Annotated in this window: 9 protein-coding genes; 6 read left to right on the top strand and 3 right to left on the bottom strand. The window is 60.0% G+C overall.

Annotation, left to right across the window (positions count from 1 at the left end):
• Positions 1-17 precede the first annotated feature (17 nt).
• The 3 genes from JI739_RS05155 to JI739_RS05165 are packed head-to-tail and all read right to left on the bottom strand — an operon-like array spanning position 18 to position 5,006.
• The gene (locus JI739_RS05155) at positions 18-803 is read right to left on the bottom strand and encodes a hypothetical protein (protein ID WP_201682741.1); all 786 of its coding nucleotides are present in this window, start codon (positions 801-803) and stop codon (positions 18-20) included.
• Positions 800-3,358: a phospholipase D-like domain-containing protein gene (locus tag JI739_RS05160; protein ID WP_201682742.1), complete on the bottom strand. Its 2,559-nt coding sequence runs from the start codon at positions 3,356-3,358 to the stop codon at positions 800-802. The genes JI739_RS05155 and JI739_RS05160 overlap by 4 nt, the downstream gene beginning before the upstream one ends.
• Complete coding sequence (locus tag JI739_RS05165) at positions 3,351-5,006, bottom strand: hypothetical protein (protein ID WP_201682743.1); 1,656 nt, start codon at positions 5,004-5,006, stop codon at positions 3,351-3,353. Before JI739_RS05165 ends, JI739_RS05160 begins: the two co-directional genes overlap by 8 nt.
• Before the next feature lie 290 nt (positions 5,007-5,296).
• Between JI739_RS05165 and JI739_RS05170 the strand changes: the two genes are divergently transcribed.
• The 6 genes from JI739_RS05170 to JI739_RS05200 are packed head-to-tail and all read left to right on the top strand — an operon-like array spanning position 5,297 to position 16,095.
• Positions 5,297-5,605 carry a hypothetical protein gene (locus JI739_RS05170; RefSeq protein ID WP_201682744.1) on the top strand — a complete coding sequence of 103 codons (309 nt, stop codon included), beginning with the start codon at positions 5,297-5,299 and terminating at the stop codon, positions 5,603-5,605.
• 5 nt (positions 5,606-5,610) lie between these two features.
• Positions 5,611-7,530, top strand: a complete 1,920-nt coding sequence (locus tag JI739_RS05175) for an N-6 DNA methylase (RefSeq protein ID WP_201682745.1) — start codon at positions 5,611-5,613, stop codon at positions 7,528-7,530.
• Positions 7,457-9,952 carry a type I restriction-modification system subunit M gene (locus JI739_RS05180; protein ID WP_435531588.1) on the top strand — a complete coding sequence of 832 codons (2,496 nt, stop codon included), beginning with the start codon at positions 7,457-7,459 and terminating at the stop codon, positions 9,950-9,952. Before JI739_RS05175 ends, JI739_RS05180 begins: the two co-directional genes overlap by 74 nt.
• Positions 9,949-10,983, top strand: a complete 1,035-nt coding sequence (locus JI739_RS05185; RefSeq protein ID WP_201682746.1) for a phosphoribosyltransferase-like anti-phage protein — start codon at positions 9,949-9,951, stop codon at positions 10,981-10,983. The genes JI739_RS05180 and JI739_RS05185 overlap by 4 nt, the downstream gene beginning before the upstream one ends.
• A complete protein-coding gene (locus JI739_RS24370; protein ID WP_236589067.1) occupies positions 10,983-13,112 on the top strand; it encodes an NADAR family anti-phage protein in 2,130 nt (709 codons plus the stop codon). Before JI739_RS05185 ends, JI739_RS24370 begins: the two co-directional genes overlap by 1 nt.
• Positions 13,099-16,095: a type I restriction endonuclease subunit R gene (locus JI739_RS05200; RefSeq protein WP_201682747.1), complete on the top strand. Its 2,997-nt coding sequence runs from the start codon at positions 13,099-13,101 to the stop codon at positions 16,093-16,095. The genes JI739_RS24370 and JI739_RS05200 overlap by 14 nt, the downstream gene beginning before the upstream one ends.
• Positions 16,096-16,108: the final 13 nt, after the last annotated feature.

Consider the following 16,108-nt stretch of genomic DNA (forward strand, 5'->3'; position numbering starts at 1 on the left):
CGGTGAAGAAGCGAGGATCAACTCGCATCGCCGTCCAAGTGATCAAATATTTCGCTCTGCATGTCTTCAAGTGCGGGGAGTACGTCCTTCTGTGTTAACAGTGTTTTGATATCGTCGGCGAAGTGCCCCAAGAATTCACAGAGCGCCGGGCTGGAATCGGTTTCCGAACTGATAACCTCCATGTATGCATCGATCACCTCAGCTGCGATCGCAGATAAGTCAGCTTCGGGGATGATCAACGTGTCGACGTGCGACGCCAGAATTTCCGAGAGTAAATCGGCGTTTGCGACCGCTGTGCAAACGAGTCCTGTGTGGCTCACTACGTAACCGATGACATCGCCGCGGTGGGGGCCGATTAGGTCGAGATTCCGGCACGATGCCTTTTCGGCCATCTTGTCCATGACGAACGACTCGATGGCCTCGACCGATATAGTGCCCAGTTCGTACTCATTGGCAGCGGGGCCGCGTTCCGACGCATATACGGTCAGGAAAACCTGCAAATGCCGCGGCAAGTTATCAATTTGCGACGTCACAATGGCACGGACGGTCGAATCCCAATTCTCTGATAGGGAGCCAAACCCTGAAAGGTCATCATCAAAGGGACCTTCCTGTAGTACCCAGCAGTACTCGTCCCACAGATGACGAGCAGCGACGTCGCCGAAGATGCCAACCGCAGATCGGGATTGCAGCTGATTAATTACCCGTTGGACGAGCAGATCGACTTCTGGACCTGATATGCCTTCGATGGCAGACGTAAGTCTCGAAACGCTTGCTGGATCGATCTCGGTGCGGTCGTTGGTCATGGTTTCGTACCACCGGCAGGAATGCGCCCACTGAACGAAGCGACGCGCCGGTCGAAAACGCGTTGTCCGTCGAACTCGTAGAGGCTGACCTCAGAGCCGGTCAGCGCCGCGACGACCCGAAGTCGTGGTGGGCGTGACCCTGGAACGACCGCGAGCGCCCCGACCCGAAGTTCGGCGTGCTTTCCAACGCTGATCTGACCCGCGTTCGCGATTTGAAGTCCAACACCGAGGTGCCGAGTGATCCACGTCGTGGCGCGCGCGCCCTCCTCTCCAGTCGGCGTAGCCGTCATCGCGACGCTGCGCTCGAGTTCCGCGACTTCTTCGCCATCGGCTGCTACTGATGGCAGAAGCTCGTAGAGAATAGCGTTGGCTTGAATTCGGCGCATCAAATCTTCCGGCTCCAGCATCGGGCTGATGCGGTCCGTGAGCTCTTCGCCCAGGTCCCATGCCAGCCAGAGAAGCAGGGATCGCAGATGGCTGACTTCTTCGATCGGTTCATCTGATTGGCCGAGCAACTTCCAGAGCAGCATCGACTTGGTCCCAAACAGGTAGGCCATTGCTCGCTCCAGCAGCAGGCGCCTGTCCTTTTCAGCGACGAAGGAGGGTCGGCTCCTCCATCGAGGAAAGTTGCGCAGCCGTCGAAGCTCGCGCACGACACCCAGCACTGCAACCAACTGCACAATGGCCATCCCCACCCGACTTTCGTCCTTGGCCGCGAGTTCGAGTTGATCCACCATTCTGCGAATGAGCGTACGCGACTTGCGCAGGACTATTTCGGCGATTTCGGTATCGCTAAGGCCGGTAGGCTCGGCGGCTGGCTCAGGCGTTTGGTCATCCTTTCCGATCGACTCCTCCTCTGTTCTTCCACGTTGATCAGTCCCTTTGTTCCCGCCAGGAAGATCCAGCCCCAGGCGTCGGATCAGCACGTCGAGAAGATAGGCTAGGTCACCCGACTTCAACAAACGCAGCTTCCTCCTCTGCTTGGGCATGTCGGTCACATGCACGCCCAAACTCTCCGGCCTTTCCGGCAGCCCTGTCGGTGGCCGGTTCCCTTGACGGCCTGCGCCTGCACGCACCTCGTTCGCCACATCTTCAGAGAAGATCACTTTCTCGACACTCGCTATCAAGCGAGCGACGTCAGCTTCACCAGAACCTAAGGCGCCAAGTGCCTCGCGCAGCGCCGCTTGCCGCTTGGTGCGTGCCAGTCCGCTCAGTGCCGCGGGGTGATGGACCAGAACCCTCAGCGGCGTACCGTAATCGGCTGGCCTGACGAGCAAAGATCGCACTGCCGTGATATCAGCCTCAACCCGAAAATGGGTCCACCCCTCTTGACCGCCTTGGATGCTGGCCGGCCATTGATCGTGGGGATCGGCGCCGACAGCGATCGCGGAAGCAAATGCCCTTCCGCCAGAATTCGGCATTGCGATGACATCCTGCTCTGTATCGGACACGCCCACGCAGATCGTCTCGGCTGGCGCAGTTGAAGCCGAAATTTCGGCCCGGGTCCTGGCGGCGGCTCTGAGCAGAACATCTGTATCGAGCGCGGCGCATGCGAACACGTCTAATATCCCCATCGCCTTCGCGGCCGCTTTTGCAGCGGCCGAAGTTCGCACCACTACCGCTTCCGTGTTTCCGTGATCATCGGTCGTCATCCAGGCGGGCCAGCTCGGATTCGCGCTGCCCGAAACCAGCACCGCAGCCTCGTCGCCTTCAATGTAGACGGCCTTTGCGTGCAAGTACGTCATGGCTGGCTCGTGCCACAGGCTCCTTGCATCGACGAATCGCGACCGTAACCCGCTGACATCCGCGCCGAGCTGCACGGTCTCGGGGTCGATGGCGACGACTACTTCAGCCAAAGGCCATTGCGCCTCCAGGGTACGTAGAAACTTGCACCCAGAGTCAAAAAAGGCACCGATGACGGCGACGCGTTTAGTTTCCTCGGGAAGTTGAGGAATCAGCTGCGCCCACAAGGTGGGGCTTCCGCGGAATTGACCTAATACGCCGGAGTGTCCAGCGGGCGGCGCCCTCTGCGTCAATGGCTGCAAGAAGTTGGAAAACGCCTTGGCGGTATCCACAACCTGCTCGGGTAGGAACGGCCTTTGCTGCTCGATCCACTGCTCGATCAACGCCCAGGTGTCCGTCAATGCCGCGGCGCCCTCTGCGTCCTTGGGGCCCTCGACCTCAATCCAGTTCGTAACCTCGTGGTTGTAGCCAAAGCCGGAGAGCGTGAGGTTGTGACTACCAATCAGGACGGCCGCCTTTTTCGGCCCAACCAGTACGCATATTTTGGGGTGAAATGCTCCGTGCATTCTCATGGGCACGAGCGTGTAGGCATGCCCGGCAAGCCTGGGCCTTGAAGCCTCGCTTGCCCAAGATTGCGCGCACTGCACTGCGTCCATGAGCACGATGTTGTGTCGCACTCCCACCGCAACCAATCGCCGCAGAACGACCTCCTCGTAAAACGGCAATGTCGCGTTGAATGTCGTGATCAGGGAGGCCTCGTACCCTCCGCGCTTCACGATGTCCAGGATAGAGACCGCTTCAATATCAGCCACCGGCTTCTTTCATCAACATCGCGCCCTCTGCCGACGGCATCGTCGGATTGCCGGCGAGCGCACCGTCGCGGATGAGAGCTCCGATATCACGCAGGACTTGGACGGCCTGCCGGAAACGCGGTGTAGTCGGCGCTGGCGGCGGGATGTCGTCCACGATCCTGAGCCCGCGTTCCGTCGGCCTGAACCGGAAGGTTGATTGGCCATTGTGGCGAAGCTTACGCAGTGCCACCCGCAAATGGGTGTTCATGAGCCAGGCGAATAGATCGGCCATCACGTCTTCCAGACGCAGATCACGCCACCTGTCACATCGAAGCCTGAGGCTGCCAAGGTTGATCGGATAGTCGATTAGGTCGTCAGCCGACATGGGCAGTGAACCGTACGGATTGGCATTCTGATCATCACGAAGGTGAAGCAGGACGAGGATGTGAACGGCATCGGCCAGCAGATTCGCCACCTTGCCGCCGCGCTGTACGCCATCCACCAACCTCTCGGCGATCTGTATCTCGTGCTCGGGGGACTCCCAGCTGCTTGGCAAGTTTCCCTCTTTTCCCAGGGCTTGGCAGAGATCGCCGAACGATCCGCCCCCGAGGAGAGCGCTGGCATTGTGCGCATCAGCCGAGTTCGCGAGGTGTGCAGCAAATGCTTCGACCGAAGACCTGTCGGGCTCCTCTCCTCTGCCTATCGGGTTCAATGCGTCCAAGCACAAGGCAAACACACTCTGCATCGTCACGGAGAACAGATCGTTGCGCTCATAGACGGCCCATGCATCGCGTGTCGACCGCAATTTTTCAGGCACGGCCCACGCAGTCTGGCCAGGCAATTTGCCCGTATAGATCGCGGCTCGAAAATGTTCTTCCGTCAAGTCGGATCCGCCCGCTGCATGCAACGCACGAGCCAGGTTCATGACTAACGCAAGAGACTTTCGACGCTGCTCGCCCAGCGCCGCGAAGCCGTTCCCACGATCGAAGAAGATGTCCGTCAGGGTCTGGCACTCGTTGCCGTTGCCTGGAATGCGGCACGCGCAAAACGCGGATAGCACATCCAAATCTGACAGCGTCACTCGATCTGCCTGAAGGACCGACCAGAACCTGTCGCTGGGTACAGCCGCCTCAACCGCCTCTGCCAGCGGCTTGCCACGTTCGATCGTGTACTTGATCCATGGCTTCGAAGACGGGTCCATCAGCTCGAGCTGACCCAGCGTCCCTGCGTAGTATTGGCCCAAGCCGCCCATTCGATTCAGGAAGTACCGACGCGCGGAATCTTTGTCCGTGTACTCCGACAGGCGCAGTTCCTCGCCACCCTCAAGCCGTTCAAGTGCCGGAATCAACTTGATGCGCCCAACCATGGCGATGCCATGTCTCTCGGCGTCGCGGTCGGTCATTCGGCCATGACGCTCCGAGATCAACGTGAAGAGGCAGTCGGCGCGCCTAAAGAACTCAATGAAATTTTCAGCGTCCGCCTCTGGAAATCGAATTTCGAAGGACCAGACGAACCACGGGTACAGCGAAAAATACCGCGCTCGATCCGTCACATTGGTAATGCCGGGAAGTAGCTGCGAGTAGATCAGGACGCATGGAGCCTGCGTACCAAGGTGGTCCAGGCCACCAATCGCGGACGGCGGCTGAAGCCAGGCAGTGGTGAGTTGCATTGAGTTTCAATTATCAACCCAGCTGCCACCCCGAGCCCTTCACCGATTCCCGACGCCACCCCATCTCCGGACAGGAACTCGTTCCTGCATGAGGTGGCCGCCGTGGTGGAGGGGGTGTGCGCGGATTTTGGGGCTGCCCTGACCTGACAGCTGAGCGGTTTGCGTTTCGGGAGCAGCCGCCGGGACCCTCCCGTCTCCCATAGAACTGGGGTAGAAAAAATTTCATCTTGCTATTGACAACAATTTCTTGGATGTACTAAACTTCGCACATTGAAGAAAAGGAACATGCGATGCCCAGTGCCTCAAATGCCCAGTACGACCCTCTCGCCCGACGCAAGATCGAGCTCAGCCGCCATGCCAGCAAGCGCGCGAGTCAGCGGGCCATTACCCAAGACTGCGTTCCGCTGATCCTTGCCTACGGGGAGCGCAGTCATGACGGACGTGGTGGCGTCCGCTACCTGTTGACCCAGCGCTCCATGGCGTCCCTCGGGCGCGCCATCGGCCACAGCCAACGGCTCGAGGCCCTGGCGGGGTGCTACGCGGTTGTCGATGCCGCCAACGAGCAGACGGTGATCACGCTTGGGCATCGTTACCAATAGTACTCATGACCAACAAGAACACGCCTGCCTATCGCGCTCTGTGGGAGCTGATGGACCTTGCCCGCGGATCGCACAGGGCGAACAACGCATGGCTCTATGCGTTGACCTGGCTGGCCGCCAGCCGACTGGCCATGTCGGGCCATTTGCCAGGGGCGACAAGCATCAACGACTTGATTTCGGCATCCGCATGGGACATCCAGCAGGATGGCCTGATTCCGACGGAGGCGAAGGACTTGGTGTGGGGCGCAGGAGATTCGACGCATGAATCAGCCATGCGCACCCGAGCGCTAGGGATCGTGACCCAGCTAATCGAAGAGTATGGCCATCATGAATGGGACGTCATCGACGCGGCTTGGCAGCAGGCAGATACTTGGCGCGCCGATGTGAACAGCGGTATCGCGCTGGCTCCCGAACTTTGCGAATTGGCTATTGACGTCCTTCAAGCCCCAAGGCAAAGCGCTGTATGGATTCCCTTTGACCTCAGTGGGCAGCTGGTGATGAGGGCCGTTCGCAAAGGTCTGCGTGTCATCGTCGCCGGGCCGGGGCGCAGGACGGAAACGCACTTGCGGCTCCTATTGGCCATTGAAGGACAAACAGACTTGGCCGGATCGGCTGTCGTCTTTGATGTTCCACGCGGAGAAGTAAAACGGGACCTGACGGCTGACTTCCTGCTGGCCACCCCCCCGATTGGCATGAAGCTGCAAGTCGGGGCTGGCTGGCGCCAGTGGGAAGGCGAGGAACCGGATGCCGCGGACCCAAACAGTCTCTATCAGCGGCAGGGCCCGATAAGCCAGGTTCAAATTGACCGCAGCGACAGCTGGGCTATTGCGGCCTTCTGGCCGCGCGTAAGTCAACGCGCCGTCTTCCTTACCTCACCCAGTGTCCTTTTTGCAAAGGGCCAAGAGCAACGTCTTCGCGAGCACCTGCTAATGGAGAGGCGCTGCCTTGCGGCGGTGGCAGTGCTTCCGACACGACAAATGAGCATAACAAGTCTCGCACCCGTCATGCTCTTGCTTGACCGCGCGCGCGATCAGCTTTCGATCCGGCTCGTCGATGCAACGGAGATGACCGTCGACACCAGGTCGTCAATGCGCTATGGGCGGGTATTGGACTACGAGCGCATCGCCCCCCTTATGTTGCGCACGGGCGAAGACGAAAAGGTTGCCTGCGACGTCAGCATCGAAGCGGTAATCAGACGCGACTTCAACCTCATGCCGGCGCGATATTTGCGCCCTGCTCTCACGGCAGCCGGAGGCCCTCGCCGTCCCCTGGGTGACTTGGTCACCGTGATCCGCGCACCCGTGGTCTACAAGGATCCCGCAGCGACTGTCGTTCAGGAAGCAGGCTTCCCGGAACTGGATCGGTGGCGGGCGATTGCTGGGCCTTGCGTAAAGACAACTGCGATCCAACCCCGCAAACTTGAGCATTCCATCTTGAGGGACGGCGATCTGCTGCTCTCAATTAAGGGCACCTTGGGCAAGTCCGCACTGGTGGGGGAAGTTCCAACGGCGGAACATTTCCCTTTCGGCACCACCAGGAAAGACGGTGGATTGGTTTTTCCAGACCTGCACAGGGCCCCAGTTGTGCCCTCCCAAAGCTGCATTGCGCTGCGGGTCCGCGACAACTCCATCAGCCCCGTATTGTTGTTTCTGTATCTCCGGTCGAACGACTTCAAGAAGCAGATCGACTCGCTCCGACTCGGTGCGACGATAGCCCACGTCACTCCGGCCACATTGCTGCAGGAAATCCAGGTTCCGATTCCTCCGGCCGAACAGCAACAAGATTACATTCGACGCTGGTCAGAGTTATGCGAGCTTGAAGCATCAATTGAGGACGCACAACAACGTACGGATGAAATTCGACGAGCGCTTTGGCTCGGTGATGCACAACAAGAGTCAACCGCGAACCAGGAAACCAATGAATAAACAACAAGCACTAACGCCGCAGATCAATAACGCAGCTCAAAAGGACCAAAGCCAACTCAAGTGGATTGCCGACTTCATCTGGAACATCGCCGATGACCGCTTGCGCGACGTGTACGTGCGCGGCAAGTACCGTGACGTCATCCTGCCGTTCACCGTGCTGCGGCGGCTTGACGCCGTACTGGAGTCCACCAAGCAAGCCGTACTGGAGCGGAAGAAGTTCCTCGACACGCACAAAGTGGCAGAACAGGATGGCGCGCTGCGGATGGCTGCGGGGCAGGCCTTCTACAACACCTCCGACTTCACGCTCGAAAAACTGAAGGCAAGTAGTGCTGACCAGCGTCTGCGCGATGACTTCATCGACTATCTGGACGGCTTCTCGCCCAACGTCCAGGAAATCCTCACGAAGTTCAAGTTCCGTGACCAGATTCAAACGCTGGTCGACGCACACGTCTTGGGTTACCTCATCGAGGATTTCCTCGACCCCGAGGTCAACATCTCGCCCTTGCCCGTCAAGGATGCGGACGGGCGGATCAAGCTACCCGCGCTGGATAACCACGGCATGGGCACGGTGTTCGAGGAGTTGATCCGGCGCTTCAACGAAGAGAACAACGAAGAGGCTGGCGAACACTTCACCCCGCGCGACGTGGTCAAGCTGATGGCCAAGTTGCTGTTCTTGCCGGTCGCCGACCAAATCCAGTCCGGCACCTACCTGCTGTACGACGGTAGTTGCGGCACGGGCGGGATGTTGACCGTTGCCGAAGAGGCGCTGCACCAACTGGCCACGAGCCACGACAAAGAAGTGTCGATCCACCTGTTCGGGCAGGAGATCAACCCCGAAACCTACGCCATCTGCAAGGCCGATCTGCTGCTTAAGGGCGAAGGCGACGAGGCCGAAAACATCGTCGGCGGCGCGGACAAGTCCACGCTGTCGGCTGACCAGTTCCGGTCGCGCGAATTCGACTTCATGATCTCCAACCCGCCTTACGGCAAGAGTTGGAAGACCGACCTCGACCGGATGGGCGGCAAGAAGGAGTTCAGCGACTCGCGCTTCATCGTCAACCACGGAGGCGATTCCGAATTCAAGCTCATCACCCGTTCCAGCGACGGGCAGCTGATGTTCCTGGTGAACAAGCTGCAGAAGATGAAGCACAACACGCCGCTGGGCAGCCGCATCGCGCTGGTGCATAACGGCTCCGCGCTGTTCACCGGCGATGCTGGCCAGGGCGAGAGCAACATCCGCCGCTGGGTGCTGGAGAACGACTGGCTCGAAGCCATCATCGCCCTGCCGCTCAACATCTTCTACAACACGGGCATCGCCACCTACATCTGGGTGCTGGCCAATAAGAAGCCCGCCCACCGGCGCGGCAAGGTGCAATTAATCGACGCCTCGCAGTGGTACCTGCCGATGCGGCGCAACCTCGGCAAGAAGAACTGCGAACTGGCTGACGCGGACATTGAACGCATCCTGAAGCATTACCTCGACCAGCCGCCCGTCGATGCGGAAGCCGCCAAGGCAGTGCCCGAATGCAAGTGGTTCGACAACGCCGACTTCGGCTACTGGAAGATCACGGTCGAGCGCCCGCTGCGCCTCAAGAGCCAGCTCAAGCGAAACGCCATCGAAAGCCTACGCTTCGCCAACGGCGACGAGGCACTGCGCAGCGAGATCTACACCAAGTACAGCGACAAGCTGTACACCGAATTTACCAAGCTTAAGCCCGAAATCGAGGCTTGGCTGAAGGGCGACGATGGCGACGAGGATGCCGAGGACGTGTCGGACGACGAAGACGCCAAGACCACTAAGAAGGCGGTACCGGAAAAGCGGCGCAAGAAGCTACTCGACCCAGGCACTTGGCTGCGCGACAAGACTTTGGTCGAGCTGGCCACCCTGGCGCGGCAGGAGTTGGGCGAAGGCGTTTTTGACGACCACAACGCGTTCCGTACTCGCTTTGACGCCACGATGAAGGCGCACGGCAAGAAGCTCGGTGCCGCCGAGAAGAAGGCCATCTACAACGCGGTGAGCTGGCGCGACGAAACGGCACCGCCCGTCATCGCCAAGCGCGGCAAACTCAAGGCGGGCGAGCATTTCGAGCCCGGCTACGACGGTGTGTACCTCGAGCAAGTGGGCAAGGATCGCTTCATGATCGAGTACGAGGCTGACACCGACTTGCGCGACACCGAACAGGTGCCGCTCAAGGAGCCGGGCGGCATCGAAGCCTTCTTCTTCCGCGAGGTGCTGCCCCACGCTCCGGATGCCTGGATCGCGATGGATGCTACCAAGATCGGCTACGAAATCTCGTTTGCCCGCTACTTCTACAAACCTGCGCCGCTGCGCTCGCTGGAAGAAATTCGTGCGGACATCATGAAGCTGGAGCAGCAGACCGAAGGCTTGCTCGACAAGATCGTGGGAGGCGTTTCCGCATGAGCCAACGCACCGACCTTCTGGCGTCCATCGCCAACACCATTCAGGACTACCGGGGTGGCTCGCTCCCGCAGCCCATCTCCGCCCACGTCGAGCATTGGGTGCACCAGTTCGACGCTGCTTTGCAGTTGCCCATCCTGCAAGAGATTGACCACGTCCTGAAGAACATCTACTTCTCGAAGGAGAAGGTGTCTAAATTCATCAGTGGCGCGATCAGCACCCAAAAGCTCACCGGCAACGACGCCGACCAGTTCTGGCGCAACGCCAATTTCCTCGACATTCAAGGCGGCGGCGACAGCCAGACCGACATGCTGGCATTGTTCTCCGAGCAACTGACGGAGAAGTTCGGGTTCGGCATCGACGAATGCGGGCAAGGTGGGGATGTTTTTGTTTATCTGGACGACGGCATCTTCACCGGCAACCGTGTGCGGCGCGATCTTGAAGGATGGGTTCGTGACCACGCGCCCGCGCAGGCGAAGGTGCATGTGATGTGCATCGCTCAACACAGTGGCGGGCAGTATTACGCCAACGGCAAGATTCAAGCAGTCATTAGGGCTTCGGGAAAAAAGATCGACATCACTTGGTGGCACGCCATCGAGTTGGAGGACAGACGGGCCTACAGCGCAACATCGGACGTGCTGCGCCCGACGGCGATTCCGAACGACCCGGCAGTGCAAGCCTACGTGGCCGCTATGCAGTATCAGCCAACCCTCAGAACCGCTGGCAGCCCCGGCGCTGCGGGCCTTTTCTCCAGCGACGCTGCCAAGATTCTTCTGGAGCAGGAGTTCCTGAAAGCCGGTGTCCGCATCCGCCAGGTTTGCCCCAACCTCGGTGCTACGCAGCGACCGCTAGGGCACATGACGCTGGAGACTCTGGGCTTCGGCTCGCTCATCGTTACCTATCGCAACTGCCCCAACAATGCTCCGCTGGCTTTCTGGGTGGATGCACCGTGGTACCCGCTGTTCCCGCGCACCACGAACACGCAGACGGCGGTGAGAAGAATGTTCGCCGACCTGACCGGAGGCGATCTCTGATGGGCGATAGCGATAAGACTCGCACCTACAGCCGTAAGGAGAGCGTCGTCTTCCTCAAGACGAGCGAACCGTTTGGCGGGCTCTCCAACATGGCCGGTGGCTACCCGATCAATGTGAACGGGCTGCGGATACTAACCTCCGAGGCGTTGTATCAGGTCTGCCGCTTCCCGCATCTTCCCGATGTACAGAAGATGATCATCGGCCAGATTAGCCCGATGACAGCCAAGATGCGGAGCAAGCCCTACCGCAAGGATTCGCGCCCCGATTGGGACCAGGTACGGGTTCGCATCATGCGCTGGAGCCTGCGCATGAAGCTGGCCAACAACTGGAACACGTTCAGCGCGCTGCTATTGAGAACGGGCGAGCGGCCCATCGTCGAGGAGTCGCGTAAGGATGATTTTTGGGGAGCAAAGGTCGTTGACAACGGCGACACCCTCATTGGCATGAACGTCTTGGGCAGGCTGCTGATGGAACTGCGCGAACAGGTGAAGCAGCAAGGGCGCGACGCAGCCCTTGATGTTGTTCCACCTGACATTCCGCAGTTCCTGCTGCTGGGACGGCCGATTGAAGTCGCATTGGATTCGCCGCCGCCGAAGGCCGCCGACGATCAGGAACAAGGCGCCCTTTTTGGGACGGATGCTACCGTCAGCGTCGAGGCTGTGGGTCCTCCGGCTCCTGCAGCTGTCCCGGCTGCCCCGGCGGCGGCTCCATCACGCAAGGCTGCATACGAAGCCTACCGCCCGACGCGAATGCGCTGGCTTCCACCTGTGCCGGAACATTGGAACGAGCAACGCGCTAAGACCTTCTTCCGCGAGGTGGACGAGCGCTCCAAGACAGGACAGGAAGAATTGCTGTCGGTGTCGCACCTGACGGGCGTTACGCCGCGCAGCCAGAAGAAAGTCACGATGTTCAAGGCCGCGAGCTATGTCGGCTCCAAGCTGTGCCGTCCTGGCGACATCGTAATCAACACGCTTTGGGCGTGGATGGCGGCGCTTGGTGCGAGCAGGCACGTGGGCATTGTCAGCCCGGCCTACGGCGTGTACCGGCCGCACCGCGCCGACAACTTCAATCCGGCGTATCTCGACTATCTGCTGCGCACCCGCGCCTACGTTGCCGAATACATCGGACGCTCGACCGGCATCCGATCCTCGCGCCTGCGCCTGTATCCGAACCAGTTTCTCGACATCGCACTGGTCCAGCCGCCACGCCCCGAGCAAGACCTGATCGTCGCCTACCTGCGGGCGCAGGACGCCCACATCGCCCGGCTGATCAAGGCCAAGCGCGCACTGATTGACCTGCTCACCGAACAGAAGCTGCGCATCATCGACCACGCCGTCACGAGCGGCCTTGATGAATCGGTCGCGTTGAAGCCTTCCGGCATCGAGTGGCTGGGGCACGTGCCCAAGCATTGGGACGTTGCCCTGCTCAAGCACGTCGCTGATGTGCGCTTCAGTGGCGTGGACAAACATTCGCACGATCACGAAATTCCGGTTCGCTTGTGCAACTACACGGACGTTTACAAGAACGACGAGATCGCCGACAGCATGGAGTTGATGCGCGCTACGGCGACAGCGGGGGAAATCGCGCGCCTCACTCTGAACGCTGGCGACGTTATCATCACCAAGGACTCCGAGACGCCGGATGACATTGCCGTACCCGCGTGGGTGCCAAACAGCCTTCCTGGTGTCGTCTGCGCCTACCACCTTGGATTGCTACGACCCGAGCCCGGTCGCATCGAGGGTGAGTTCCTGTTTCGCGCCATCGGGTCTGCCCGTATCGCCGAGCAGTTTCACGTTCTGGCAACCGGCGTCACACGCTTCGCGCTCTCCAAGCACGATGTCAAAAACGCTGTCATCCCGCTTCCGCCCATCGAAGAGCAGAAGGCCATCTGCAAGTGGATTAGCGATGAGTGCAAACCACTAGAAGAAGCCATCCTGCGGGCGGAAGACGAAATCAAGCTGATCCGCGAGTACCGCGACCGGCAGATTGCCGACGTGGTCACCGGCCAGGTGGACGTGCGCGGCTGGGTACCGGGCCCAGATGACGGTGTGGCCGACGAAGACTTGGCAGTGCTCGGCGGCGACGAAGAATTGGATACCAATGGGGAGGACGACGATGGCGACGACTGACACCAGCGAAAAAGGCCTGGAGGCCTTGATTGTCCGCGACCTCTGCACCGGCGGTGGCTACGTGCAGGGCAACCCCAGCGACTACAACCGCGACGTGGCGGTCGATGTTGTGCAGTTGCTGTCCTTTCTGCAGGCCACGCAGCCCAAGGCGGTGGAAACACTGGAACTGGCAAGCGAGGGCATCAAGCGCACCCAGTTCTTGCACCGCATCCAGGGCGAGATCGCCAAGCGGGGCGTGGTGGATGTGCTGCGCAAGGGCGTGAGCCACGGCCCGGTTCACGTTGATCTGTACAAGCTGCTGCCGACACCGGGCAATGCCAGTGCTGCCGAGAACTTCGGCAAGAACATCTTCAGCGTCACCCGCCAGTTGCGCTACAGCAATGACGATTCGCAGCGCTCGCTGGACGTCGCCATCTTCATTAATGGCCTGCCGGTGACGACCTTTGAGTTGAAAAACTCGCTGACCAAGCAGACCGTCGCCGACGCCATCACCCAGTACCAGACCGACCGTAACCCGGGTGAGCTACTGTTCCAGTTGGGGCGCTGCGTGGCGCACATGGCGGTGGACGATGCCGAGGTGCGGTTCTGCCCGCATCTCACCGGCAAAACCTCGTGGTTCCTGCCGTTCAACCAGGGCTGGAACAGCGGCGCAGGCAATCCGCCCAACCCGCACGGTCTGAAAACCGACTACCTGTGGAAGCAGGTCCTGCAAAAGGACTCGCTGGCCAACATCATCGAGAACTTCACGCAGGTCGTAGAAGAGGAAGACGAAAAGGGCAAGAAGCGGCGCAAGCAGGTGTTCCCGCGTTTTCACCAGCTGCGTACCGTCCGTGCCTTGCTGCGCCGCGCCCGCGAGGACGGCGTCGGCAAGCGCTACCTGATCCAGCACTCGGCGGGCAGCGGCAAGAGCAACACCATCGCGTGGCTTGCCCACCAGTTGGTGGAACTCAAGACGGCTGCCGATGCGATGCTGGCCCAGTTCGATTCGATCATCGTCATCACCGACCGACGCGCGCTGGATACCCAGATCGCCCGCACCATCAAGAGCTACGACCACGTGGCGTCGATCTTCGGCCATTCAGAGGACGCTGCCGAGCTGCGAACCTTCCTACGTAAAGGCAAGAAGATCATCGTGACGACGGTGCAGAAGTTCCCCTTCATCCTCGATGAGCTGGGCGACCTCAGCAGCAAGAAGTTCGCACTGCTGATTGACGAGGCGCACTCCAGCCAGGGCGGCAAGACGACCGCCAAGATGCACATGGCCCTGTCGGGCGCGGCTGGTGACGATGAGGATGACGACGAGTCCGTCGAGGACGCCGTCAACAAGCTGATCGAATCGCGCAAGATGCTGCCGAACGCCAGCTACTTTGCCTTCACGGCCACGCCGAAAAACCGGACGCTGGAGTTGTTCGGTGAGCGCTACGTGGAAGGTGGTGAAGTGCGCTACCGTTCGCCTGAGGAGCTGACCTACACGACCAAGCAGGCGATCCAAGAGGGCTTTATCCTCGACGTGATTGCGAACTACACGTCGGTGGACAGCTTCTATCACGTCGCAAAGACCGTCGAAGACGACCCGGATTTCAACAAAGTTAAGGCGCTGAAGAAGATCCGCCACTACGTCGAGTCCCACGACAAGGCCATCCGCAAGAAGGCCGAGATCATGGTCGATCATTTCGTGGGGCAGGTGGCGGGCAAGCAGAAGATTGGCGGAAAGGGACGGGCGATGATCGTCTGCAGCGGCATCGCACGTGCCATCGACTACTACCGCGAGGTGTCGGACTACCTCAACACGATCAAGAGCCCGTTCAAGGCCATCGTGGCGTACTCGGGCGATTTTGAGATTGGCGGTGTGAAGAAGACCGAGGCCGATCTCAATGACTTCCCGAGCAAGGACATTCCATCCAAGCTCAAGCAAGATCCATATCGCTTCCTGATCGTCGCCAACAAGTTCGTCACCGGCTTCGACGAGCCGCTGCTGCACACGATGTACGTGGACAAGCCGTTGGCAGGCGTGCTGGCGGTGCAAACGCTGTCACGGCTGAACCGCGCCCACCCGCAGAAGCGCGACACCTTCGTGCTCGACTTTGCCGACAACGCCGAAGCGGTGAAAGTGGCCTTCCAGGACTACTACCGCGCCACGATCCAGACCGGCGAAACCGACCCCAACAAGCTGCACGACCTGAAGAACGATCTCGACGCGAAGCAGGTGTACAGCTGGCAGCAGGTCGAGGACTTGGTGGCGCTCTACGTCACCGGTGCAGACCGAGACAAGCTCGACCCCATCCTTGACGCTTGCGTTGCCGAGTACATCGACAACCTGAATGAAGACGCCCAGGTCGAGTTCAAGGGCAAGGCCAAGGCCTTCGTGCGCAGCTACGGCTTTCTTGCAGCGATTCTGACCTACGGCCACCCAGCCTGGGAAAAGCTGTCGATCTTCCTGAACTTCCTGATCCCGAAGCTACCGGCCCCAAAGGAGGAAGACCTCTCCAAGGGCGTGCTGGAAGCCATCGACATGGACAGCTATCGGGTAGAAGCGCAGGCGTCACTGAAGATGTCGATGGACGACGCCGACGCCTTCATTGAACCGCCCCCGCCCGGCGGCGGTGGCGGTGGCGGTACGCCGGAGATCGACAAGTTGTCGAACATCATCAGAGCCTTCAACGACATGTTCGGCAACATCGAATGGAAGGACGGCGACAAGATTCGCAAGGTCATCACCGAGGAGATTCCGGCCCGTGTGGCGCAGGACAAGGCCTACCAAAACGCGCAGGCCAACTCCGACAAGCAGAACGCCAAGTTGGAACACGACAAGGCGTTGAATCGCGTAGTGTTGGAACTGATCTCCGACCACACCGAGCTGTTCAAGCAGTTCAGTGACAACCCCAGTTTCAAACGCTGGCTGACGGATATGGTCTTCGACTCGACGTATCACCCAGGCGCAGTGCCACCGAAGGCCCCGCCACAAGCGGGCGCGTCTGCGTGATGATCGAAGCGAA

This window comes from Ramlibacter aurantiacus (genome assembly GCF_016722895.1).
GTDB lineage: Bacteria > Pseudomonadota > Gammaproteobacteria > Burkholderiales > Burkholderiaceae_C > Ramlibacter > Ramlibacter aurantiacus.

Excerpts from the sequence above, each read along its gene's own strand:
- JI739_RS05155 (WP_201682741.1), bottom strand. The coding sequence starts at position 803 with ATGACCAACGACCGCACCGAGATCGATCCAGCAAGCGTTTCGAGACTT.
- JI739_RS05165 (WP_201682743.1), bottom strand. The coding sequence starts at position 5,006 with ATGCAACTCACCACTGCCTGGCTTCAGCCGCCGTCCGCGATTGGTGGC.
- JI739_RS05170 (WP_201682744.1), top strand. The coding sequence starts at position 5,297 with ATGCCCAGTGCCTCAAATGCCCAGTACGACCCTCTCGCCCGACGCAAG.
- JI739_RS05175 (WP_201682745.1), top strand. The coding sequence starts at position 5,611 with ATGACCAACAAGAACACGCCTGCCTATCGCGCTCTGTGGGAGCTGATG.
- JI739_RS05180 (WP_435531588.1), top strand. The coding sequence starts at position 7,457 with ATGAAATTCGACGAGCGCTTTGGCTCGGTGATGCACAACAAGAGTCAA.
- JI739_RS05185 (WP_201682746.1), top strand. The coding sequence starts at position 9,949 with ATGAGCCAACGCACCGACCTTCTGGCGTCCATCGCCAACACCATTCAG.
- JI739_RS24370 (WP_236589067.1), top strand. The coding sequence starts at position 10,983 with ATGGGCGATAGCGATAAGACTCGCACCTACAGCCGTAAGGAGAGCGTC.
- JI739_RS05200 (WP_201682747.1), top strand. The coding sequence starts at position 13,099 with ATGGCGACGACTGACACCAGCGAAAAAGGCCTGGAGGCCTTGATTGTC.